We start from the raw sequence: 19,874 nt of genomic DNA, 5'->3' as shown, positions 1-19,874 counted from the left end.
GTCAGCACGGTTTTTCATTTGGTTAGGCGTGAGCTATGATAGGCCGCTATTTTTTGGCCTCCCGTCAATTTAGAAGTCATGAAGAGGTGTACCATTTTTTCCCAGATCGCAAACTTTTGCCGCAAGGTGCTCGGCAAGGAAGACGGCGAGCAGTCGGTGGAATCCCCCATTCCAGCCCGTGTCGCCGGTCAACGTCGTACCTTAAGCCGTGATCAGCACCCTATTTCGCGCAAAGAGATCAGCGAGAATGCACTCAAGGTGCTCTATCGCCTGAACAAAGGGGGCTATGAGGCCTACCTGGTCGGCGGCGGAGTCCGGGATCTGCTGCTCGGGAAGACGCCCAAGGATTTCGACATCGCAACCGATGCGACGCCGGAGCAGATCAAGGCGCTGTTCAGCAACTGCCGCCTGATTGGCCGTCGTTTCCGCCTGGCCCACATTGTCTTTGGTCGTGACGTGATCGAAGTGGCCACCTTCCGGGGTCACCACCATCAGGTCAATACCAGCAAACATGTGTCGGCCCAGTCTGATGAAGGCATGCTGCTGCGCGACAACGTCTACGGCACCATCGAAGAGGATGCCGAGCGCCGCGACTTTACCGTCAACGCCCTCTACTACAGCGCCAAAGATTTCACCCTGCACGATTTCGAAGGGGGTCTGGAAGATCTGGCCGAGCGCAAGCTTGAGCTGATCGGCGATCCCGAGACCCGTTATCGTGAAGATCCGGTGCGGATGCTGCGCGCCGTGCGCTTTGCCGCCAAGCTGGATATGACCATCAGTCCGCGTACCGCGGCCCCCATCAAGGAGCTGGCGCCACTGCTGCAAGACATCCCGGCTGCCCGCCTGTTTGAGGAGACCCTCAAGCTGTTCTTGGCTGGCGACGGTCTGGCGACCTACAAACTGCTGCGCGAGTATGGCCTGTTCCAGCAGCTCTTCCCGCAAGTGGCGGCGCTGTTTACCCCGCACGGCAACTCGCCCTGTGAGCAGTTTATCGAGCAGGCGCTGATCGATACCGACACCCGCGTCCGCGAAGATAAGCGCGTCACTCCCGCCTTCCTGTATGCCACCTTGCTGTGGGGCTGCGTCGAGGCCCGTGGTCGGGTGCTGGAGAACGAGAGCGGCCTGCCCTGGTATGACGCCTTCATGCTGGCGATCAACGAGGTGCTGGACAATCAGGTGCGGATCATCGCCGTTCCCCGCCGTTTCACCACAGATGTCCGCGACATCTGGGCACTGCAACAGCGGTTGACCCGTCGTCAGGGCAAGCATCCCGAGCGCGCCATGGAGCATCCCAAGTTCCGCGCGGCGTTCGACTTCCTGTTGCTGCGCAACCGGGTCGAGCGCGGTCTCGGCGAGCTGGCCAGCTGGTGGGAGCGCTATGTCGCCTCCAATCCTGATGTGCGCCCGCAACTGCAGCGTGAAGCGACCCGTCGCCCGGCCAGCGGTGAGCGCGGCGAGGCTCGCAGCCACGATGGCGAGAAGCGCAGCAGCAACAGTCGCAACCGTCGTCGCCCCCGTCGCCGCAAACCGAAAGTGGCCGAGTGACAACAAACGTGATGACCGAGGTCTTCATCGCCATTGGTTCCAACCTGTCTGATCCGCTGGGTCAGGCTTGTCGCGCCGTTGCCGCGTTGGCAAGGTTGCCGGAATCTGTGCTGGTGGAGGCCTCGTCGTTTTACAGCAGCCGCCCCATGGGGCCTGCTGATCAGCCGGACTACGTCAATGCCGTGGCCCGGCTCAATACCCGGCTCGCGCCCCTTGCGCTGCTGGATCAATTACAAAAAATCGAGCTGGAACAGGGACGTGTGCGCAAAGATGAGCGGTGGGGGCCGAGAACTCTGGATCTCGATCTGCTGCTCTATGGGGATCAGGTGATCAACCATGAGCGCCTGATCGTACCCCACTACGGCATGAAGGAGCGGGAGTTCGTGCTGCTGCCCCTTGCCGAAATTGCGCCTGCTCTGGTGCTGCCCTGCGGCACCCCGCTCGCCCGACTGGTTGCCCGCTGCCCGCACAATGATCTGGCCATCATTGCCCCGCGTGCAGACGTACAGGAGCCTCTATGAGCAAGATCACCACCGCCAGCCTGCTGAAGATGAAGCAGGAAGGTCAAAAGTTCACCGCCATCACCGCCTATGATGCCACCTTTGCCAAGCTGTTCGACGACGAGGGGGCCCACGTGCTGCTCATCGGCGATTCGCTGGGCATGGTGCTGCAAGGGGGTCAGGATACCCTGGCGGTCAACATGGATGAGATGGTCTATCACACCCGCTGTGTGGCGCGCGGTGCCAGCAAGGCACTGGTGGTCGCCGACATGCCGTTCATGAGCTACGCCACCCCCGAGCAGACTTACCAGAACGCCGCCCGCCTGATGGCAGCCGGTGCCCGCATGGTCAAGATGGAAGGGGGCGACTGGCTCTGCGACTCCATCCGCCATCTCACCCGCAACGGGGTGCCGGTGTGCGGTCACCTCGGCCTCACCCCGCAATCCGTCCACGTCTTTGGCGGCTTCAAGGTGCAGGGGCGCGACGAGTTTCAGGCCCAGGAGATCTACCGTCAGGCCCTCGAACTGCAGGCGGCCGGTATCCAGCTGCTGGTGCTCGAGTGCGTGCCCACTGCGCTGGCCGAGCGGATCAGCAAGGCGCTGCGCATCCCGGTGATCGGCATTGGTGCCGGCCCCGCGACCGATGGTCAGATTCTGGTGATGCACGATGCCTTTGGCGTCACCTCCGGCTATGTGCCCAAGTTCACCAAGAACTTTCTGGCCGAGACCGGCGACGTGCGTGCCGCCGTGCGCCTCTATGTGCAGCAGGTGAGCGAGGGGAGTTTCCCCGGCCCGGAACACTGCTTCAACTGATGTGATGCCCTATCGATGAGAGCGGGGGCCAGTGCCCCCGTTTCGTCATCCTGTCAGGCTGATGTAACCCGTATCTTTTTGATTCATCTGAAGGTGAACTGCCGATGTTGGTTGTTAACAATCCTGCCGCTCTGCGTGAGCAGATCTCTCAATGGCGCCGTGAAGGGCGTGCCATCGCATTCGTGCCCACTATGGGCAATCTGCATCAGGGCCACCTGACGCTGGTGAAAGAGGCGCACAGCCACGCCGAGAAGGTGGTGGTCAGCATCTTCGTCAACCCGATGCAGTTCGACAAGGCCGAGGATCTTGCCAACTACCCGCGCACTCTGGAGCAGGATTGCGCTGCGCTGGAAGCGGCCGGGGTCGATATGGTGTTCACTCCGACCCCGGAGATCATGTATCCGCAGGGGCTGGCCAGCCAGACCTTCGTCGAGGTGCCGGGTCTCTCCAATCTGCTGGAGGGGGCGCTGCGCCCGGGTCACTTCCGCGGGGTCAGCACCGTCGTCACCAAGCTGTTCAATCTGGTACAGCCGGATGTGGCCTGCTTTGGCCAGAAGGATTACCAGCAGCTGGCGCTCATTCGCAAGATGGTGGCCGACATGGCGATGCCCATCGAGATCGTCGGTGTGCCGACCGTGCGGGCCGAAGACGGGCTGGCGCTCTCTTCGCGCAACGGTTACCTGACCGCTGCCGAGCGGGCCATTGCCCCCGAGCTGGCGCGCACCATGAACTGGATCGCCGAGCAGATCGAAGCGGGTGACCACCACCTGCCATCCTTGGTGGCGCAGGCCAGCCAACGCCTCGACAACGCCGGTTTTCGTACCGATGCCATCGACATCGTCGATGCCGCCACCCTCGAATCCGCCACTGACGAGAGCGCGCAGCTGGTGATCCTGATGGCCGCTTATCTTGGCAAGGCCCGCCTTATCGACAATCAAGTGGTCACGCTGCAGCAAGCCTGAGCCCGCCACAACCAGGAGGACTCCATGTCCAAGAAGGTTTACTGCATTGCCCAATTCCTGCCCAAACCCGGTCAGGAGCAAGCCCTGTTTCAGGTGCTGCAGGCGCTCGAGCCCAATACCCTGCGTGAGGATGGCTGCCTGCAATATCGGGTGACCCGCCACATCGCGAGTCCGTTTGCCGAGGGGGAGAGCTTCCCCATCGTGTTCAACGAGATTTGGCAAGATATGGCGGCTTTCGAAGCCCACTGCCAGCGCGCGGAGATCACCGCGTTCTTCGAGCGTTACTGTCTGGCGGAAGATGGTTTGGCTGCCAAGTGGAATGTCTGCGTCTATAGCGACGAACCCGAACAGTACGACGCCCCCGTAAAGAAGTAATTCCCCCGAATGCCAGCGGACGCCCCCTCGGGCGTCCGCTGCTTTTTCACGCCTGCAATCCGGCGTTCTCCCCCGCGACCCCGCTCGCACCCTCTGTTTTCGCTTTCCACAATCGGCCCTGATGGCCGCTACAGGTGTTTATTTATGTTTACCTTGTTTGCTTCGTTGCTCTTCTGTCTGCTCTGTTTTGCCCTGACCCGGATTCCCTCTACTGTGCCGCTCTCGCGCAAGGTACTTGCGGGTCTGCTGCTTGGCGCCCTGTTCGGGCTGGCGCTGCAACTGGGCTGGGGCGCCGATGATGCCGGCGTTCAGCAGACCCTGGAGTGGGTCAATATCATCGGCGGCGGCTATGTCAGCCTGCTCAAGGTGGTGATGATGCCGCTGGTGTTCACCTCCATCCTCTCCGCCATCAACAAGCTGGATCAGGCCCAGTCCCTCGGCAAGATCAGCGCCGTGCTGATCGGCTCCATGCTGACCCTGGTGATGATCGCCGGTGTGGTGGGGATGACCATCACCCACCTGAGCGGTCTCACCGCAGCCGGGTTGTTGAGTCACGGCAGCGACATGGCAGCCCTGCAACAGAGCATGAGCACCATCGACAGTGCCCAGACCCTGCCGGCCCTGTTGCTCTCGCTGGTGCCCACCAACTTTGCCGCCGATATGGCGGGTAGCCGCGGTCTCTCGGTGATCGGGGTGGTGATCTTCACCGTGCTGGCCGGGGTTGCCCTGCTGCAGTTGAAGGCGGAGCATCCAGAGGCCGGTGCTCGCGCCGCTGTGGCCATCGACACCCTGCAACTGTGGGTGATGAAGATGGTGCGGGTGGTGATTGCGCTCACCCCCTATGGCGTGATGGCGCTGATTGCCCGGGTGGTGGCTCACTATCCCCTGAGCGAGATCCTCAGTCTGCTCGGCTTTATTCTGGTCTGCTACGTCGCCATTCTGGCGATGTTTGCGGTGCACATGGTGATCCTGCTGCTGATCGGCCAGAACCCGCTGCACTATCTTCGGGAAGTGTGGGGCGTGCTCACCTTCGCCTTTATCTCCCGCAGCAGCGCGGCTTCCATTCCGCTCAGTATCGAGACCCAGCAGCGCCTTGGCGTGCCCTCCAGCATCGCCAACTTTGCCGCCTCGTTCGGTGCCAACCTCGGCCAGAACGGCTGCGCTGGCATCTATCCGGCCATGATGGTGGCGATGATTGCCCCCATGCTCGGTATCAACCCGTTTGATCCCCTGTTCCTGCTGACTCTGCTGCCGGTGATTGCGCTGGGCTCCATCGGGGTGGCTGGCGTCGGCGGTGGCGGCACCTTCGCCGCGCTGATCGTGCTCTCCACTCTCAACTTCCCCATCGCACTGGTGGGGGTAATGATCGCCATTGAGCCGCTGGTGGACATGGGCCGTACCGCTCTCAACGTCAACGGCTCCATCATGGCGGCCATGATCACCAAGCGGTTGCTGGGCAAACTGCAGCTGGCCGAGACGCAGGTGCTGGAGCAGCAGGCCGCCAGCTAACCCCAGCGTTCCCCAATATGAAAGAAGCCCGCAGTTGCGGGCTTCTTTATGTCGACAGTGTTGTCTTGTGAGCAGACGCAGTTATTCGGCAGAGACGGGGTAACCGGCGCCTTTCCAGGCGAAGATGCCACCTGGCACCCGATAGACCTGTTGATAGCCCTGAGTCACCGCCCAGGCGGCAGCGTTGTGGCTGCGGCCGCACTTGACGAAGCCGCAGTAGATCACCACAGGGCGGGACTTGTCTTCACCCAGCAGCGCCTGGAACTGCTCCGCCGTGCCGCTTCCCTCGACGATCTCGCTCCAGTTGTCACCAGCCTTGGCCTCTTTCACAAAGACAAAGTTTTTGGCGCCCGGGATGTGCTCCTTCTTGTAGGAGTCCTCATAGGGCATGGTGTCGATGATCACCAGCTCCTCGCCCTTGTCCATCCGGGTTTTCAGCTCGGCCACGGTCAGCAGCTGATAGCCTCCCTGCTGCGCCTCCTGTGCCAGCTGTACAGCCGATTGCTCAAGCTTCACCTCCTGCTCGAACTGGTTGTCGCCACAGCCCGCGAGGGCAAAGCTGGCGGCGATCAGCGAGGCCAGCAGAGTGCGGGATCGCAATGTCATCATGTCACTACTCCTTTAGAACGGGAAAAACGGGGGCGGGAAGTTCGCAGCAGGGCGCCCGCAAGCGTCAGTAGCAGCAGATCCCGCACAATGGCCTCCGGCAGCGAGCTGAGATCAGCCCTGCCAAGACAGCCGCAAGAGATGTCGAGCCCGATGGCAACGCCATAGCCCAACACCGGAATAAACAGGGCGAGCAGCCCGATCACCAGCCGGAGTCCCCAGCGCCGGTTGGCGATGACTGCCAGCCCTGCGCAGAGCTCAAGGGCGATCAGCCCCCAGGCGGCGAACGGGATCAGTGACGGCCAGATCAGGCCAAAGGCGCCGATCTGCTCGATGAACAGGGCGGGGGAGGCCAGCTTGAATCCGGCCGAGGCGAGGAAGAATCCCCCCAACGCCAGATTGGCCAGCATGCGCAACAACGCAGGCATGTTCTACCTCTTTATAGAGAGGGGTAAATTCTAACAATTCCCGATTGAGCCGCAATGACTAAACCCATGCCAAACAAGATAAATCTCGATTTTGCGAGACAGTGACCAGAATGGGGGCGCTAGACCCTGATGGTGGCGGTTGTGGAGGCGGGATGCTGTGGCTGTGTCGATTGCTCCCGGTCGTGCTGGTGGGTCAGCAGTTCGGCAGCCAGCTCAATGGCCCGCTCGAGCAGTAGCAGCAGACTGTCGACCGTCAGGTGATCGAGCCACTCGCGGGCCCAGATCAGGGTCTCTCCCTGTTCGGTCTGATCCAGCAGAAACACCGGCTCGTCGCCAAGGTGGTTGAGCAGGGGCGTGTTGGGCATGGCGTGGCCCGGTAGCAGCAGGTAGATCACCAGATGGCCCTCATCCTCTGCCAGCGTTAGCACCAGTTCGTCGTTGATGGCTAGGGTGGTGGCTGTCTGTCCGGCCACCGGGAGCGGAAGTCCAAGTTGTGTGTACAGGGCGGTAATGAGAGCGTGATACATGGCCAAACCTCGGGCAGGGGGAGAGTGACACCCTATGCGGCTGATCGGTGGCTGCTTATCACTTGTCGTCATTTTTTTAGCGTTTTTGGTCGGCGGGGCGGGTGATTGTGCCGAAATTGTGAGCTGACAGACATCTTTTACGGGTCAGTCCGAATCCTAAAAAAGCGGGACCATCGCTGACAGGGTGACAAGGGGGGGCGGCGTACGCTGAGTATCTTCTCTCTCATCAACGCAGGTTTCTTGCCATGAAAATTGCCTCCCCGGATATCGATCTAAGCCGTCATCAGCAGACAACCCCTGATGCTACACCTCCTGCTACTGCTCGCCTTGGCAACGCCAGACTACGGCTGCTGGATGCCGGTAGCCGGGAGTTCGATAGGGGGATCCGCCGTGGTATTGGCCATCGGCAGAGCCCGGAACTCAAGGCGGTCAAGCAGGCGGTACGGCACTATCAGGCCCAGCCAACGCCTTCACTGGCAGGGCTGGCGAAGATCGAACAGGCGCTGCAGTTCTGGATCGACTCGGGCAAGAACCGCTCCCGTCAGCAGGATCCCGTGTTGCAAAAACTGGTCGATGACATCGCTGTCCGCCGTCAGGCGTTGGCGCAGGGTGGCAAGCCTCCCTCATTTCAGCTGGCGTGGGTCTGCAACGAGCAGGGGAGAGTCAATCAGCCTATCGAGAGTAACCAGCAGATCCGCCAGTGGTGCAGCGAGTTGGCTCGCCTGCAACAGGAGGGGGCCAACGACTTGTTCAAGCGGGAGCTGCAAGGGGGGCTAGACCTGATGTTCGGGGTGAGTGAGGGGATGATGGCGCGGCGGCTGGAGCGGGTGCCGACCCGTGAAGAGGTCGCAGCAAGCCACGAGTGGCAGCTGTTTTGCGGGACCTTGCGTCAGGCTCTGCCCGCACTGGGTGAGCTCAAGCCGCAAGCCACTGCCGAGGAGAATGGTCGCGATATCCTGCTTACCCACAGTCAGTTGCTGGAGCTGGGCCACCTCAAGGAGGTTCTGGATCTCAGCATTCAGCAGCAGGTGAGCAAGCAGGGGGAGATTGGCCTGCTCAGGACCGAGCTGCTGACCGCGCTGGTGGATGGACTGGATGAGCCCTGGCTTGAGCGCGAGGCGCAGGAGAAGGCGCTTTGGCAGGGAGAGGGTGCATCAGGCAAGCACTATCAGAGTGGTGTCCGGGCCGAGCTCAAGAGCCCTCTCTCTGCGGCCAGCAAGGAGCTGAAACCGGGTGAGCCCGTGAGCCACAAGGCCTTTGGCGGGCTCGGGCTGGTCAGTGCCAGTGCGCTGGTGGAGGCTTTCGCCAAGATCGAGATTGGCAAGTGGGAGGGGCGTCGCGACACACCGGTAGGAGAGTTTGCCGGCAAGGTGGCCCTGACCCAGGAGAACAAGGCGAGTGCCAAGGCCGAGCTGGTGATTGGCAAGGCGGAGGGCTCATTGGTGTTCAATCCGGTGAACAAGATCGTCAATGATACCGACGGATCGCGTTACACCCCGGGGCCCCATGACCTTAGTCTGCTTCGCATCGGGGCCAGTGCCGAGCTGGTGAGCAGGCTGGGGCTGTCGGTTGAGGGGAGCTGGACTATCGGCAACCTGCTTAACGCCAAGCTGGCAGGCTCTGCCGAGGTGGTCGCCAATGCCAAGCTGGAGGCCGGTGCTGCGGCTATCATGACGCCCAATGGGCCAGTGGTCAGCGTGACGGCCAACGCCTCGGCCTTTGCTGGTATGAAAGCAGAGGGGAGTGCCCAGCTAAACCTGCTCAAGAGTCAGTATGCGGATGCCTATAGCCTTTCGGCCAAAGTACGCGCCTCCGCCAATCTGGGTGTCGGTGCATCGGCCGGTGCCACTGCGGCTTTCGGGCCACAGGGAGCCAAGTTTCATACTACCCTTGGCGTGACACTGGGGGTGGGGTCAGATGTCGGTTGGGAGGGCGGAGTCAACGCCATGGCTACCAAGGCGTATGCACTGGAGCTGGCTGCTCGTGCGGTAAGCAACTTTGATCAGCGCAAAGGGGAGCTGCTAGATGGACTGGCGATGGCGGCAGGGAATGAAAACCGTCTCTTCGAACTGGCCCAGCGGGTCGATAACCGGATTGCTACCCTCGCCACCCAGTTGGAGGAACTGCAGCTGGCGGCCAGCGAGAACCGGATCCGGATGCAGGAGAGCCTGATCGATCCCGATCTCGCGGCTGGTCGCACCGCCATGGCGCAGGCTATCGACGATGCCTTCGGTCAGGAGCGGGTCGATGAGCAGGGGGGCGTCACGGTTCCCGAGCGGGCCGCCGAGCGCAACGAAAAGCTTGAGCTCACCGCCCGGCTGCTAAAGGATCACGCTATCCGGGTCTAAGTCATCCCGAGGCTGGCAGGACAATGAAAACGGGCACCGCGAGGTGCCCGTTCTGGTCATCAGTGGCGCAGACCGGTGCCGCGGGAGATAAGCCACCAGGCGATACCGTAGAGGGCCACGATAAAGCCGATGATGATGAGGTAGGCGGTGCCGAGCGGCACGTCGGAGATACCGAGGAAGCCGTAGCGGAACGCGTTCACCATGTAGATGATGGGGTTCACCTGGGAGACGCCCTGCCAGAAGGGCGGCAGCAGGCTGATGGAGTAGAACACCCCGCCCAGATAGGTGAGCGGCGTCAGCACGAAGGTGGGGATGATGCTGATGTCGTCAAAGGTCTTGGCAAACACCGCGTTGATGAGGCCACCCAGCGAGAAGAGGATCGCGGTGAGCAGCACGGTCACGCAGACGCTGAACAGATGGTGGATCTGCAGCGGCACGAAGAAGAGCGACACCAGGGTGACGATGAGGCCGACACAGAGGCCGCGTGCCACGCCGCCGCCAACGTAACCGGCGATGATGACGTAGTTGGGCACCGGCGCGACCAGCATCTCCTCGATATTGCGCTGGAACTTGGCGCTGAAGAAGGAGGAGGCGACGTTAGAGTAGGAGTTGGTGATCACCGACATCATGATGAGGCCGGGCACGATGAACTCCATGTAGGTGAAACCGCCCATGTCACCGATGCGCGAACCGATCAGGTTGCCGAAGATGACGAAGTAGAGGCTCATGGTGATGGCAGGCGGCACCAGGGTCTGGATCCAGATCCGGGTAAAGCGGCTCACCTCTTTGGCCAGAATGCTCTTGAAGGCGATGTAATAGATGGCCAGATTCATGCTTTTCTCCCCTCTTCGACCAGATTGACGAACAGCTCTTCCAGCCGGTTGGCCTTGTTGCGCATGCTCACGACCTGCACCTGCTGGCTCGACAGCTGCTCGAACAGGCTGTTGAGTGACTGGCTCTTGTCGAGGTCTACCTCAAGGGTGCGCTCATCCTGCATGCGGCCGTTGAACTCTGGCACCTCAGGTACGGCAGAACCTGGCGCAAGGTCGAGCAGGAAGGTCTCGCGACCCAGCTTGCCCAGCAGATTCTTCATGCTGGTGTTCTCGATCAGACGCCCCTTGTCGATGATGCCGATGTTGCGGCAGAGCATTTCGGCCTCTTCCAGATAGTGGGTGGTGAGAATAATGGTGACGCCCTGCTCGTTGAGATCCTTGAGGAAGGTCCACATGGAGCGGCGGATCTCGATATCGACCCCGGCGGTCGGTTCATCGAGGATCAGCAGTTTGGGCTCGTGCATCAGGGCGCGGGCGATCATCAGGCGACGCTTCATGCCGCCGGAGAGGGTGCGGGCAGGCATGTCGCGCTTCTCCCACAGATCGAGCTGGCGCAGGTACTTCTCGGCGCGGATCTTGGCTTCTGCCTTGGGCACGCCGTAGAAACCGGCCTGATGGGTGACAATCTGGATCACCTTCTCGAACTGGCTGAAGTTGAACTCCTGCGGCACCAGTCCGAGCTGGGCCTTGGCCTGTTCGAGATCGCTGTCGATGTCGTAGCCAAACACCTTCACCTTGCCTGCGCTCTTGTTCACCAGCGAGCTGATGACGCCGATGGTGGTGGATTTGCCCGCGCCGTTCGGGCCGAGCAGGGCGAAGAAATCCCCCTGCCTGACGGTAAGATCGATGCCTTTAAGGGCTTCGACGCCCCCCTGATAGGTCTTTTTCAGGCCGCTGATTTCCAGTGCGTTCATTGCAACCTCTGTGATGGTTGAATCCGGCTCGATACAGAAAAGGCGGCCAAGGCCGCCTGCACAGAGTAAAGGGCGCAAGGCCGCTTCACCCGTGATATTTCTGAATCTGGCTTACTCCTGGGGTACCACTTTGCCGATAAACGGCAGGTTGCGGTACTTCTGGGCGTAGTCGATGCCACAGCCCACCACGAATTCGTCCGGAATGGCGAAGCCAATCCAATCGACCGGCACCTGCACTTCGCGGCGGGAGGGTTTGTCCAGCAGGGTGCAGATGGCCAGGGATTTCGGCTCGCGCAGGGAGAGGATCTCGCGCACCTTGTTGAGGGTGTAACCGGTGTCGATGATGTCTTCCACGATCACTACATCCTTGCCCTTGATATCATCGTCCAGGTCTTTGAGGATGCGAACGTCACGGGTGCTGTGCATGCCGGAGCCGTAGCTGGAGGCGGTCATGAAGTCCAGGGTGATGGGCAGCTGGCACTGGCGGCAGAGGTCGGCCAGGAAGATGCAGGAACCGCGCAGTAGCGCAATCATCACGACTTCGTCAGAACCCTGATAGCGGGCGGTGATCTCTTCACCCAATTTGGCGATCCGGGCGGCTACTTCAGCCTCGGAGATCATCACCTCGACGGTGTGTTTCATCACTTACTCCCATAAGGCCAAAGGGGATTTGGCCGTTCATGAATATCAAAACCGATGATTCTACCACTCATGTTGAAGGGTGCTAGAGATACGTGGTGCTTTTATCGGCTTATTTTAATTGATAGAGTTAGCAGGCACTCAGGCATGATTAGTTAAAATACTATAAACACCATAATCAATAACTATTAGATGATAAAAACTATGGAACCACGCGCAGAAATAAGACGTCGTACCCGGCTGTCGCCGGAAGCTCGTCGCTCCCAATTGATGGAATGTGCCATCGAGGTGTTCTCCCGTCGCGGCATTGGCCGTGCAGGTCACGCCGAGATAGCCGAACAGGCCAAGGTCTCTGTGGCTACCGTCTTCAACTATTTCAACACCCGCGAGGAGTTGGTAGATGAGGTGCTGGCCGAGATCGAACGCTTTGTGAACCAGATGCTGTCGCAGGCATACGGTGACCAGGGCTCCATTTTCGACAAGATCCAGCGTCATGTACGCCTCTCTGTCGATGCCGCCTACGATCAACCGGATTATGCCGGTATCTGGCTGGAGTGGAGCTCATCGGTTCGGGAAGAGGTATGGCCCCGCTATACCCGGCTGCTCGATCACTGCCTTGAGCTGATCGCCAGCGAGCTGCAAACCGCCATGGATGCAGGGGAGATCACCAGCGTGCTGTCAGCACAGGATCTGGCCCGCTCTCTGACCGGTTTTGGCTATGTGATGATGCAGATGATCAATCAACCTCAGCGCCCGGCGCGCCAAGAGGTGACTGATTTCCTGTTCAAGTACGTGACGGCGCCAATTCAGGCTCGCTAACACGGCTTAACGAAAAAACGGCGTCACTCATTGAGTGGCGCCGTTTTTTTATGGCCGAATGTGGCGGTCACCTCACTGGTGGCCATAGCCCCAGCGGTGGGTCAGCTTATGCTCGACACCGAGATGATCGAGGATGCGGGCGACCATAAAGTCCACCAGATCCTCGATGCTTTTCGGCTCATGATAGAAACCGGGGGCGGCAGGCATGATGGTCACCCCGAGCCGCGCCAGTTTCAGCATGTTCTCCAGATGGATCGCCGAGAAGGGGGTTTCGCGGGGTACCAGGATCAGCTGGCCGCGCTCCTTGATCACCACATCCGCCGCTCGCTCCAGCAGGTTGTCGGAGGTGCCGTTGGCAATGGCCGAGACGGTGCCCATGGAGCAGGGGCAGACCACCATCTGTTTGGGCGCGGCCGAACCGGAGGCCACCGGCGAGAACCACTCCTCCTTGCCGCAAGCGACGATCTGCCCCTCCTTGGCGCCATATTGGCGACAAAGATAGGCAGAGAGCTCTTTCGGCGAGCCGGGCCAATCCTGTTGCTGCTCGGTCTTGAGTACCACTCGTGCCGCCGAGGAGGCGAGCAGATAGACCCGATAGTCCGCCTGCACCAGACACTGGAGCAGGCGCAGGGCGTAGGGGGCGCCGGAGGCGCCGGTCAGTGCCAGGGTGATCGCTTTGTTCATAGTTCGCCGTGGTAATCCTTGAGGCGGGCGATCAGCTTGTCATGAATGCCACCGAAGCCGCCGTTGCTCATGATCAGAATATGGTCGCCATCGCGGCTCTCGGCCACCAGCCGGTTGATCAGGGTCTCCAGATCGTTGAATACCTTGGCCGGACGGGTCATATGGGCCGTCACCTCGCCGAGATCCCAGCCGATGTTGGGCGGCTGGAAGAAGAACACCTCGTCGGCGCCATCGAAGCAGCCAGCCAGTTCCTCCTTGTGAACCCCCAGCTTCATGGTGTTGGAGCGTGGCTCCAGCACCGCCAGAATGCGGGCCTCGCCCACTTTGGCGCGCAGGCCGCCGAGGGTGGTCTCGATGGCGGTGGGGTGGTGGGCGAAGTCGTCATAGACGCTGATGCCAGCCACTTCGCCCTTGAGTTCCATCCGCCGTTTGGGGGATTTGAATTGGCAGAGGGCGGCGATGCCATGCTCCACCATCACGCCAGCATGACGTGCGGCAGCAATGGCCATCAGACCGTTGTTGACGTTGTGCTCGCCGATGCACTCCCAGTGCACTTCGCCCTGCTTCACCCCGTCCAGCCACACCTCGAAGGCGGAGCCGTCATCGGCCAGCTTGACCGCTTTCCACTTGGCGTCATCCTGACCCACCAGCTCCACTTCGCTCCAGCAGCCTATCTTGCGCACGGCGGTGAGGTTGTCATCCGCCTTCGGGAACAGCACCCGACCGTTGCTCGGTACGGTGCGCATCAGGTGGTGGAACTGGCGCTGGATCGCGGCGAGATCCGGGAAGATATCCGCGTGGTCGAACTCCAGGTTGTTCATCACCAGGGTGCGCGGATGGTAGTGGACGAACTTGGAGCGTTTGTCGAAGAAGGCGCAGTCATACTCGTCTGCTTCGATGACGAAGAAGGGGGCAGAGCCGAGACGGGCGGAGACCGGGAAGTTACCCGGCACGCCGCCAATAAGGAAACCGGGTTCCAGTTTGGCGTACTCCAGCACCCAGGCCAGCATGCTGGCGGTGGTGGTTTTGCCATGGGTACCGGCAACGGCTAGCACCCAGCGATCTTGCAGCACGTGCTCCAGCAGCCACTGGGGACCGGAGATGTAGGGCAGATTGCGGTCCAGCACATATTCAACACAGGGGTTGCCGCGGCTCATGGCGTTGCCAATCACCACCAGATCCGGCGCCGGATCGAGCTGGGACGGATCATAGCCTTCGGTCAGTTCGATGCCCTGTTGCTCGAGCTGGGTGCTCATGGGGGGATAGACATTGGCGTCCGAGCCGGTCACCCGGTAACCAAGCTGTTTTGCCAACACCGCCAGACCACCCATAAAGGTGCCGCAGATCCCGAGAATGTGAATATGCATACCGCTTCCTTTCGCAGTAAAGGGAAGTGCGCATTCTAGGGGGTGTTGCGGTGGTGGCACAAGCCGCACTCATGGTGAGAGGCCCACAGATGCAGCACTGGAGGCAGAAATCTTGGCGCTGTTGGGATATGCGAGATTGGAAGGGACTGGCGGGCTTTATTTGAGACTTGATATTGTGTCGCACTTTCTTACAATTCTTCGGTTTTGTGACGCACTCTACAGTTTTACGATATCGCCCTTTTCCAAAGGAGAGTCCCCATGGGCAAGTTCCTGCTTTGCTATCTGGTCGGTGGTCTGGTGACCATCAGTTGGGCTGCGCTGCCCGCTCATGGTCCCTGGGATCAGTGGGACCTCGCGATTTTTCATGCCGTTAACGGCTGGCTCGGCCAGTCGGCTCTGTGGGCCGATCTGGTGGCCATCACCAATAACCGGCTGTTCGATCTGGCGGTGTTGGCCTGTATGGGGCTGATTCTGGTCCGCTGCTTCTTTGCACGGGATCTGGCGGGTCGTCGCCAGCTGGTGGCGATGGGCATAGTGATGCTGCTAAGTGCACTGGTGATCAACCAGCTTGGTCACCGATTGCCGGTGGAGCGACCCAGCCCGACCCTGATGGTGGCCGATGCGCTGCGGGTGACCCAGATCAGCGGTATTCCGACCAAGGACTCTTCCGGTGACAGCTTCCCCGGGGATCACGCCCTGTTCCTGATGATCTTCGCCGGCTACGCCTTGCGCTATCTACCGCGCTGGGCGGGAGTCACCGCATTGCTGATGGTGCCGATCTTTTCCGCGCCGCGCATTCTGGCTGGCGCCCACTGGTTTACCGATGTCTACGTCGGCGCACTGGGGCTGGCGACCCTCTGTCTGCCCTGGTTGCTGTTGACCCCGCTGGCGGATCGGCTGATAGAGCGCATTTCCCCCCGATTGGCCCGTGTGCCGCTGCTGCGCAGTCAGACCCACTGATTGAACGTCGCAAAATAAAACGCCCCGACATGAAAATGTCGGGGCGTTTGTTATCCACCCGCGAGAGATCAGCCTTGATAACCGTTCGGGTTGTTGCTTTGCCAGCGCCAGGTATCGACCATCATCTGCTCCAGACCGCGCTCTGCCTGCCAGCCCAGCTCGGCACGGGCCAGCGTCGGCTCTGCCCAGCACTCGGCGATGTCGCCCGGGCGACGGGGTTTGATCTGGTAGGGAATGGGTCGGCCGCTGGCCGCTTCAAACGCCTTGACCATCTCCAGTACCGAGTAGCCCTGACCTGTGCCCAGGTTGTAGGTGAAGACGCCGGTGTCGCTTTTGATGCGCGCCAATGCTTTCAGGTGGCCGATGGCGAGATCCACCACATGGATGTAGTCACGTACGCCGGTGCCATCCGGGGTCGGGTAGTCGTTGCCAAATACCCCCAGCTCCTTGAGCTTGCCGACACCCACCTGGCTGATATAGGGCAGCAGGTTGTTGGGGATGCCGTTGGGATCTTCACCAATCAGGCCGCTCTCGTGGGCGCCGACCGGGTTGAAGTAACGCAGCAGTACGATGGCCCAGCGGGGATCGGATTTGGCGAGATCGCGCAGGATCTCCTCCACCATCAGCTTGGAGCGACCATAGGGGTTGGTGGCGCTGGTGGGGAAATCTTCCCGCAGCGGCACCGAGGCGGGATCGCCATAGACGGTGGCCGAGGAGCTGAATACCAGCCGGAAAACCCCGGCCTTGGCCATCTCTTCGCACAGAACCAGAGTGCCGCTGATGTTGTTCTGGTAGTAGGTGAGCGGGATCTGGCTCGACTCCCCGACCGCCTTGAGACCGGCGAAGTGGATGACCGATTCGATCTGGTGGTTGGCGAACAGCTGCTGCAGGCAGGCTCTGTCCAGCACATCCCCTTCGACGAAGGTGACCGGCTTGCCGGTGATCTGCTCGACCCGCTTGAGTGACTCCGGTGAGGAGTTGGATAGGTTGTCGAGTACCACGACCTGCTTCCCCGCGCCGAGCAGCTCAACCAGGGTGTGGGAGCCGATATAGCCAGCGCCCCCTGTGACCAGTATTGTCATTTTTTATCCCGTGTTCTGGTGAAACTGGGGCAGAGTCTAGCGCCCCAGTCTACTTGGGAAAAGGTTGGGATACCGATGACGCCTTCACCGCACCTCACAAAAGCCTTCACCACGCCTCAATAATCGAGACTGATATCCCCTTTCGCGGTGCAGGAGCAGGCCAGAGCCACGCCGCTCTCCAGATCCTGCGCACTCAAGGTCATCACGCTCTGGCGCTCGATGTCACCTGTGGTGGTGCAACGACAGCTGCCACATACCCCGGCGCGACAAGCAGCCATCATGGTTTCGCCCGCTGCTTCCAGTGCCGCCAGCAGGGTCTGACCCGGCAGGATTTTCACTTTCTTGCCGCTCTTTTTCAGGGTCAGCCAGAAGTGGTCGCTGGTGGTGGCGGGCTCTGCGGGAGGAAGGCCAAAGGACTCCTGATGCAGTTGCTCCGGCGGCAATCCCAGCTCTGCCAGCATGGCGCTGACCGCCGCCATATAGGGGGCCGGGCCGCAGAGATAGACGTGGCGTTCGCGCAGATCCGGGGCCAGTTCGGCCAGCATAGCGGGGGTGAGTCGGCCCACCCAGGGATGAGCCGTTGGCGCCTCTTCCAGTATCAGGGCATGGCGTACACCGGGATGCGCTTCGGCCAATGCAGCCAAGTCATCTGCGAAGATCACATCTGCTGGCGAGCGGGCGCTATGGATAAAGCGGATATAGGCATCCGGCCGTTTGGTTAGCTCGTCTCGCAACATGGCCCACATGGGGGTAATGCCGGAACCGGCACTGAGCAGCAGTGGCCGTTCGCAAGGGAGGTTGGTCAGGTTGAAATCGCCGAACGGACCATCCACCCGGATCTTGTCTCCCACCTGCAAGGTCTGGTGCAGATGGCGAGAGACCCGTCCCACATCCTTGATGGTGACCTGCCAGCATGCATCCTGCGGGCTGGAGGAGAGGGTATAGGCGCGGCACTCCGGCTGGCCGTCTATCTCGGTATGCAGGGTGATGCACTGGCCTGCCAGTACGGGAGGGAGGCTGCCGGAAAGCGGCACCAGTTGCCAGCTCACTACGTCATGGGTGTTCTGTTGGCGGCCAATGCAGGTGAGCGTGAGAGAGGTCATCACAAGGCTCCTTAGGTTTGAAACGGTTCGAAAAACGTCTGGTGAAAAAGCCGGATCCAGAAAAAAGGCGAGCCGGGCGGCTCGCCAAACGCTTACAACATGAGGTGCCGATCAGGCCGCCAGGATCTCGGCCAGGTCAGCCTCGGCCGTGGTGGTCCCTTTCAGGCCAAACTGCTCCTCCAGTACCTTGAGCAGGGCCGGGGTGAGGAAGGCGGGGGCTGTCGGGCCGGTACGAATGTCCTTCACCCCGAGGGAGAGCAGGGTGAGCAGAATGACGATGGCTTTTTGCTCGAACCAGGAGAGCACCAGCGTCAGCGGCAGATCGTTGACCCCGCACTCGAACGCCTCGGAGAGTGCCAGCGCCAACTGGATGGCGGAGTAGGCATCGTTGCACTGGCCCACGTCCAGCAGGCGCGGAATGCCGCCGATGTCGCCAAAATCGAGCTTGTTGAACTTGTACTTGCCGCAGCCCAGCGTGAGCAGCAGGCTGTCGCGCGGCGCCGCCTTGGCAAACTCGGTGAAGTAGGCTCGCTCGGCCTTGTCGCCGTCACAGCCACCCACCAGGAAGAAGTGGCTGATCTCCCCGGCTTTGACCTTCTCAATCACTGCTGGCGCAGCCTGCATCAGGGCGTTGCGGGCAAAGCCGATGGTGATGAAGTGCTCGAGCTCGGTGTGCTTGAAGCCTTCCAGCGCTTGGGCCTTGGCGATCACGGCGGAGAAATCATCCCCCTCCAGATGGGTTACGCCCGGCCAGCCGACGATGGAGCGGGTGAAGATGCGATCCGAGTAGTTGCCCACATTCGGGTCGATGATGCAGTTGGAGGTCATCACCACCGCGCCCGGGAAGTTGGCAAACTCCTTCTGCTGGTTTTGCCAGGCGGAGCCGTAGTTGCCCACCAGATGGGGGTACTGCTTGAAGAAGGGGTAGGCCAGCGCGGGCAGCATCTCGCCGTGGGTGTAGACATGAATGCCGGTCCCTTTGGTCTGCTCCAGAATGAGCTTGAGATCCATCATGTCGTGGCCGGAGACCAGAATGCACTTGCCGGGGATCGGGGTGACCCTGACCTGGGTCGGCTCCGGATGGCCGAAGGCGCTGGTTTCACCGAGATCCAGCATCTCCATGATTTTGAAGTTGAGCTGACCGATCTCCATGGCACAGCTGAACAGCCGACCCATTTCGCTCGGGTCTGTGCTTAGCCAGCTCATGATGCGGTGGAATTCGGCGGCCACCTCGTCACTCTGCTGATCCAGCACCCGAGCGTGCTCCATATAGGCGGCGGCACCCTTGAGGCCGTAGAGACAGAGCAGACGCAGCCCCATGATGTCTTCGTTCACCTCGTTCTTGCCCCGATTGGGGGCGGCTGGCGCGGCATGGGCAAGTTGTTCCAGCAGCTCGGCACCGGGTTCGAAGTAAGCGGAGTGTGGCAAATCGTTGACCTGCACCGCCATGGCGGTCAGACGATCGGCCAGCTGCTGGCGATAGGCGAGGGCCTGATTGACGTAGGCCACGATGCGATTCGAGTCGAAGTTGACGTTGGTGAGGGTGGCGAAGAAGGCCTTGGGCACGAAGGCATCGATCTCGCGATCTATGATGCCTTGCTCACGGGCGGCCAGCGCCCAGGCGCTGAGCCCCTGCAGGGTATAGATCAGTACATCCTGCAGATCCGAGGTTTCCGCCGTCTTGCCGCACATACCTTGTGCGTAGGCACAGCCGTTGCCTGCCGGGGTACGAATTGTCTGTTCACATTGCACACAAAACATCATGTCTCTCCTAATTGGACATTTCAGTTGTCTGTTTTGTGGCGATTCTATTCCTCTCGCGAAAAACTTAATAGGCATTCAATTTGCCAATTAAGATTCC

Annotated in this window: 20 protein-coding genes; 9 read left to right on the top strand and 11 right to left on the bottom strand. The window is 60.7% G+C overall.

The genetic code is table 11. From position 1 onward, the window contains the following. Positions 1-78 precede the first annotated feature (78 nt). From pcnB to I6L34_RS07065, 6 genes are all read left to right on the top strand, one after another. Entirely contained in the window at positions 79-1,545 is a 1,467-nt protein-coding gene (gene pcnB / locus I6L34_RS07090) for a polynucleotide adenylyltransferase PcnB (protein WP_005362885.1), read from the top strand. A gap of 11 nt (positions 1,546-1,556) precedes the next feature. After that, positions 1,557-2,066: a 2-amino-4-hydroxy-6-hydroxymethyldihydropteridine diphosphokinase gene (folK, locus tag I6L34_RS07085; protein ID WP_058059666.1), complete on the top strand. Its 510-nt coding sequence runs from the start codon at positions 1,557-1,559 to the stop codon at positions 2,064-2,066. Next, positions 2,063-2,857 (top strand): 3-methyl-2-oxobutanoate hydroxymethyltransferase, encoded by a 795-nt coding sequence (gene panB, locus I6L34_RS07080; RefSeq protein WP_058056619.1) that lies wholly within the window; start codon positions 2,063-2,065, stop codon positions 2,855-2,857. Before folK ends, panB begins: the two co-directional genes overlap by 4 nt. A 104-nt stretch (positions 2,858-2,961) precedes the next feature. Further along, on the top strand, positions 2,962-3,819 hold the full coding sequence (panC, locus tag I6L34_RS07075) for a pantoate--beta-alanine ligase (protein WP_058056620.1): 858 nt from the start codon (positions 2,962-2,964) through the stop codon (positions 3,817-3,819). 24 nt (positions 3,820-3,843) lie between these two features. Continuing rightward, positions 3,844-4,194, top strand: a complete 351-nt coding sequence (locus I6L34_RS07070; RefSeq protein WP_047437807.1) for a putative quinol monooxygenase — start codon at positions 3,844-3,846, stop codon at positions 4,192-4,194. 144 nt (positions 4,195-4,338) lie between these two features. Then, the gene (locus tag I6L34_RS07065) at positions 4,339-5,703 is read left to right on the top strand and encodes a cation:dicarboxylase symporter family transporter (protein ID WP_058059665.1); all 1,365 of its coding nucleotides are present in this window, start codon (positions 4,339-4,341) and stop codon (positions 5,701-5,703) included. 81 nt (positions 5,704-5,784) lie between these two features. Here I6L34_RS07065 and I6L34_RS07060 read toward each other — a convergent pair whose 3' ends face one another. The 3 genes from I6L34_RS07060 to I6L34_RS07050 all read right to left on the bottom strand — a co-directional run bounded on the left by I6L34_RS07060 (position 5,785) and on the right by I6L34_RS07050 (position 7,210). Further along, a complete protein-coding gene (locus I6L34_RS07060; RefSeq protein WP_058056622.1) occupies positions 5,785-6,312 on the bottom strand; it encodes a rhodanese-like domain-containing protein in 528 nt (175 codons plus the stop codon). After that, complete coding sequence (locus I6L34_RS07055) at positions 6,309-6,737, bottom strand: MauE/DoxX family redox-associated membrane protein (protein WP_058056623.1); 429 nt, start codon at positions 6,735-6,737, stop codon at positions 6,309-6,311. Before I6L34_RS07055 ends, I6L34_RS07060 begins: the two co-directional genes overlap by 4 nt. Positions 6,738-6,856: 119 nt before the next feature. Next, a complete protein-coding gene (locus I6L34_RS07050) occupies positions 6,857-7,210 on the bottom strand; it encodes a hypothetical protein (protein WP_239686305.1) in 354 nt (117 codons plus the stop codon). 299 nt (positions 7,211-7,509) lie between these two features. Here I6L34_RS07050 and I6L34_RS07045 point away from each other — a divergent pair, with 299 nt between their 5' ends. Further along, the gene (locus I6L34_RS07045; RefSeq protein ID WP_058056624.1) at positions 7,510-9,612 is read left to right on the top strand and encodes a hypothetical protein; all 2,103 of its coding nucleotides are present in this window, start codon (positions 7,510-7,512) and stop codon (positions 9,610-9,612) included. A 59-nt stretch (positions 9,613-9,671) separates the two neighbouring features. On the opposite strand, the gene I6L34_RS07040 is transcribed toward I6L34_RS07045, so the two are convergent. The 3 genes from I6L34_RS07040 to hpt form a co-directional block, all read right to left on the bottom strand. Further along, positions 9,672-10,445 (bottom strand): ABC transporter permease, encoded by a 774-nt coding sequence (locus I6L34_RS07040; protein ID WP_005362866.1) that lies wholly within the window; start codon positions 10,443-10,445, stop codon positions 9,672-9,674. Further along, entirely contained in the window at positions 10,442-11,359 is a 918-nt protein-coding gene (locus tag I6L34_RS07035; protein WP_019445350.1) for an ABC transporter ATP-binding protein, read from the bottom strand. The genes I6L34_RS07040 and I6L34_RS07035 overlap by 4 nt, the downstream gene beginning before the upstream one ends. A gap of 111 nt (positions 11,360-11,470) precedes the next feature. Further along, on the bottom strand, positions 11,471-12,001 hold the full coding sequence (gene hpt / locus I6L34_RS07030; protein ID WP_005335618.1) for a hypoxanthine phosphoribosyltransferase: 531 nt from the start codon (positions 11,999-12,001) through the stop codon (positions 11,471-11,473). A gap of 201 nt (positions 12,002-12,202) precedes the next feature. Between hpt and I6L34_RS07025 the strand changes: the two genes are divergently transcribed. Then, positions 12,203-12,817, top strand: a complete 615-nt coding sequence (locus tag I6L34_RS07025; protein ID WP_042079938.1) for a TetR/AcrR family transcriptional regulator — start codon at positions 12,203-12,205, stop codon at positions 12,815-12,817. Between the two features lie 72 nt (positions 12,818-12,889). Here the strand turns inward: I6L34_RS07025 and I6L34_RS07020 are convergent, their stop codons facing one another. Together I6L34_RS07020 and mpl are read right to left on the bottom strand one after the other, a co-directional pair. Beyond that, positions 12,890-13,501, bottom strand: a complete 612-nt coding sequence (locus I6L34_RS07020; RefSeq protein ID WP_216956304.1) for a flavin prenyltransferase UbiX — start codon at positions 13,499-13,501, stop codon at positions 12,890-12,892. Further along, on the bottom strand, positions 13,498-14,868 hold the full coding sequence (gene mpl, locus I6L34_RS07015; RefSeq protein ID WP_216956300.1) for a UDP-N-acetylmuramate:L-alanyl-gamma-D-glutamyl-meso-diaminopimelate ligase: 1,371 nt from the start codon (positions 14,866-14,868) through the stop codon (positions 13,498-13,500). The genes I6L34_RS07020 and mpl overlap by 4 nt, the downstream gene beginning before the upstream one ends. A 258-nt stretch (positions 14,869-15,126) precedes the next feature. Here mpl and I6L34_RS07010 point away from each other — a divergent pair, with 258 nt between their 5' ends. Continuing rightward, on the top strand, positions 15,127-15,828 hold the full coding sequence (locus I6L34_RS07010) for a phosphatase PAP2 family protein (protein ID WP_058059660.1): 702 nt from the start codon (positions 15,127-15,129) through the stop codon (positions 15,826-15,828). Between the two features lie 68 nt (positions 15,829-15,896). Here I6L34_RS07010 and galE read toward each other — a convergent pair whose 3' ends face one another. The 3 genes from galE to hcp form a co-directional block, all read right to left on the bottom strand. Continuing rightward, positions 15,897-16,910 carry a UDP-glucose 4-epimerase GalE gene (galE, locus tag I6L34_RS07005; protein ID WP_139443338.1) on the bottom strand — a complete coding sequence of 338 codons (1,014 nt, stop codon included), beginning with the start codon at positions 16,908-16,910 and terminating at the stop codon, positions 15,897-15,899. Positions 16,911-17,026: 116 nt separating this feature from the next. After that, positions 17,027-18,013: a hybrid-cluster NAD(P)-dependent oxidoreductase gene (locus tag I6L34_RS07000; RefSeq protein ID WP_216956297.1), complete on the bottom strand. Its 987-nt coding sequence runs from the start codon at positions 18,011-18,013 to the stop codon at positions 17,027-17,029. Positions 18,014-18,124: 111 nt separating this feature from the next. Beyond that, positions 18,125-19,774 carry a hydroxylamine reductase gene (hcp, locus tag I6L34_RS06995; protein ID WP_064341718.1) on the bottom strand — a complete coding sequence of 550 codons (1,650 nt, stop codon included), beginning with the start codon at positions 19,772-19,774 and terminating at the stop codon, positions 18,125-18,127. Positions 19,775-19,874 lie beyond the last annotated feature (100 nt).

The organism is Aeromonas sp. FDAARGOS 1404 (assembly GCF_019047085.1).
GTDB lineage: Bacteria > Pseudomonadota > Gammaproteobacteria > Enterobacterales > Aeromonadaceae > Aeromonas > Aeromonas veronii.
Note: the sequence above shows the minus strand (reverse complement) of the source record. Positions and strands in the feature narration are given on the sequence as shown.

What these genes read in the sequence shown, in the direction of transcription:
- hpt (WP_005335618.1), bottom strand. Translation starts at nt 12,001, where the DNA reads ATGAAACACACCGTCGAGGTGATGATCTCCGAGGCTGAAGTAGCCGCC.
- I6L34_RS07010 (WP_058059660.1), top strand. Translation starts at nt 15,127, where the DNA reads ATGGGCAAGTTCCTGCTTTGCTATCTGGTCGGTGGTCTGGTGACCATC.
- folK (WP_058059666.1), top strand. Translation starts at nt 1,557, where the DNA reads ATGACCGAGGTCTTCATCGCCATTGGTTCCAACCTGTCTGATCCGCTG.
- I6L34_RS07045 (WP_058056624.1), top strand. Translation starts at nt 7,510, where the DNA reads ATGAAAATTGCCTCCCCGGATATCGATCTAAGCCGTCATCAGCAGACA.
- I6L34_RS07000 (WP_216956297.1), bottom strand. Translation starts at nt 18,013, where the DNA reads ATGACCTCTCTCACGCTCACCTGCATTGGCCGCCAACAGAACACCCAT.
- I6L34_RS07070 (WP_047437807.1), top strand. Translation starts at nt 3,844, where the DNA reads ATGTCCAAGAAGGTTTACTGCATTGCCCAATTCCTGCCCAAACCCGGT.
- mpl (WP_216956300.1), bottom strand. Translation starts at nt 14,868, where the DNA reads ATGCATATTCACATTCTCGGGATCTGCGGCACCTTTATGGGTGGTCTG.
- I6L34_RS07025 (WP_042079938.1), top strand. Translation starts at nt 12,203, where the DNA reads ATGGAACCACGCGCAGAAATAAGACGTCGTACCCGGCTGTCGCCGGAA.
- I6L34_RS07055 (WP_058056623.1), bottom strand. Translation starts at nt 6,737, where the DNA reads ATGCCTGCGTTGTTGCGCATGCTGGCCAATCTGGCGTTGGGGGGATTC.
- panC (WP_058056620.1), top strand. Translation starts at nt 2,962, where the DNA reads ATGTTGGTTGTTAACAATCCTGCCGCTCTGCGTGAGCAGATCTCTCAA.
- I6L34_RS07060 (WP_058056622.1), bottom strand. Translation starts at nt 6,312, where the DNA reads ATGATGACATTGCGATCCCGCACTCTGCTGGCCTCGCTGATCGCCGCC.
- pcnB (WP_005362885.1), top strand. Translation starts at nt 79, where the DNA reads ATGAAGAGGTGTACCATTTTTTCCCAGATCGCAAACTTTTGCCGCAAG.
- I6L34_RS07020 (WP_216956304.1), bottom strand. Translation starts at nt 13,501, where the DNA reads ATGAACAAAGCGATCACCCTGGCACTGACCGGCGCCTCCGGCGCCCCC.
- I6L34_RS07065 (WP_058059665.1), top strand. Translation starts at nt 4,339, where the DNA reads ATGTTTACCTTGTTTGCTTCGTTGCTCTTCTGTCTGCTCTGTTTTGCC.
- hcp (WP_064341718.1), bottom strand. Translation starts at nt 19,774, where the DNA reads ATGTTTTGTGTGCAATGTGAACAGACAATTCGTACCCCGGCAGGCAAC.
- I6L34_RS07035 (WP_019445350.1), bottom strand. Translation starts at nt 11,359, where the DNA reads ATGAACGCACTGGAAATCAGCGGCCTGAAAAAGACCTATCAGGGGGGC.
- I6L34_RS07040 (WP_005362866.1), bottom strand. Translation starts at nt 10,445, where the DNA reads ATGAATCTGGCCATCTATTACATCGCCTTCAAGAGCATTCTGGCCAAA.
- panB (WP_058056619.1), top strand. Translation starts at nt 2,063, where the DNA reads ATGAGCAAGATCACCACCGCCAGCCTGCTGAAGATGAAGCAGGAAGGT.
- galE (WP_139443338.1), bottom strand. Translation starts at nt 16,910, where the DNA reads ATGACAATACTGGTCACAGGGGGCGCTGGCTATATCGGCTCCCACACC.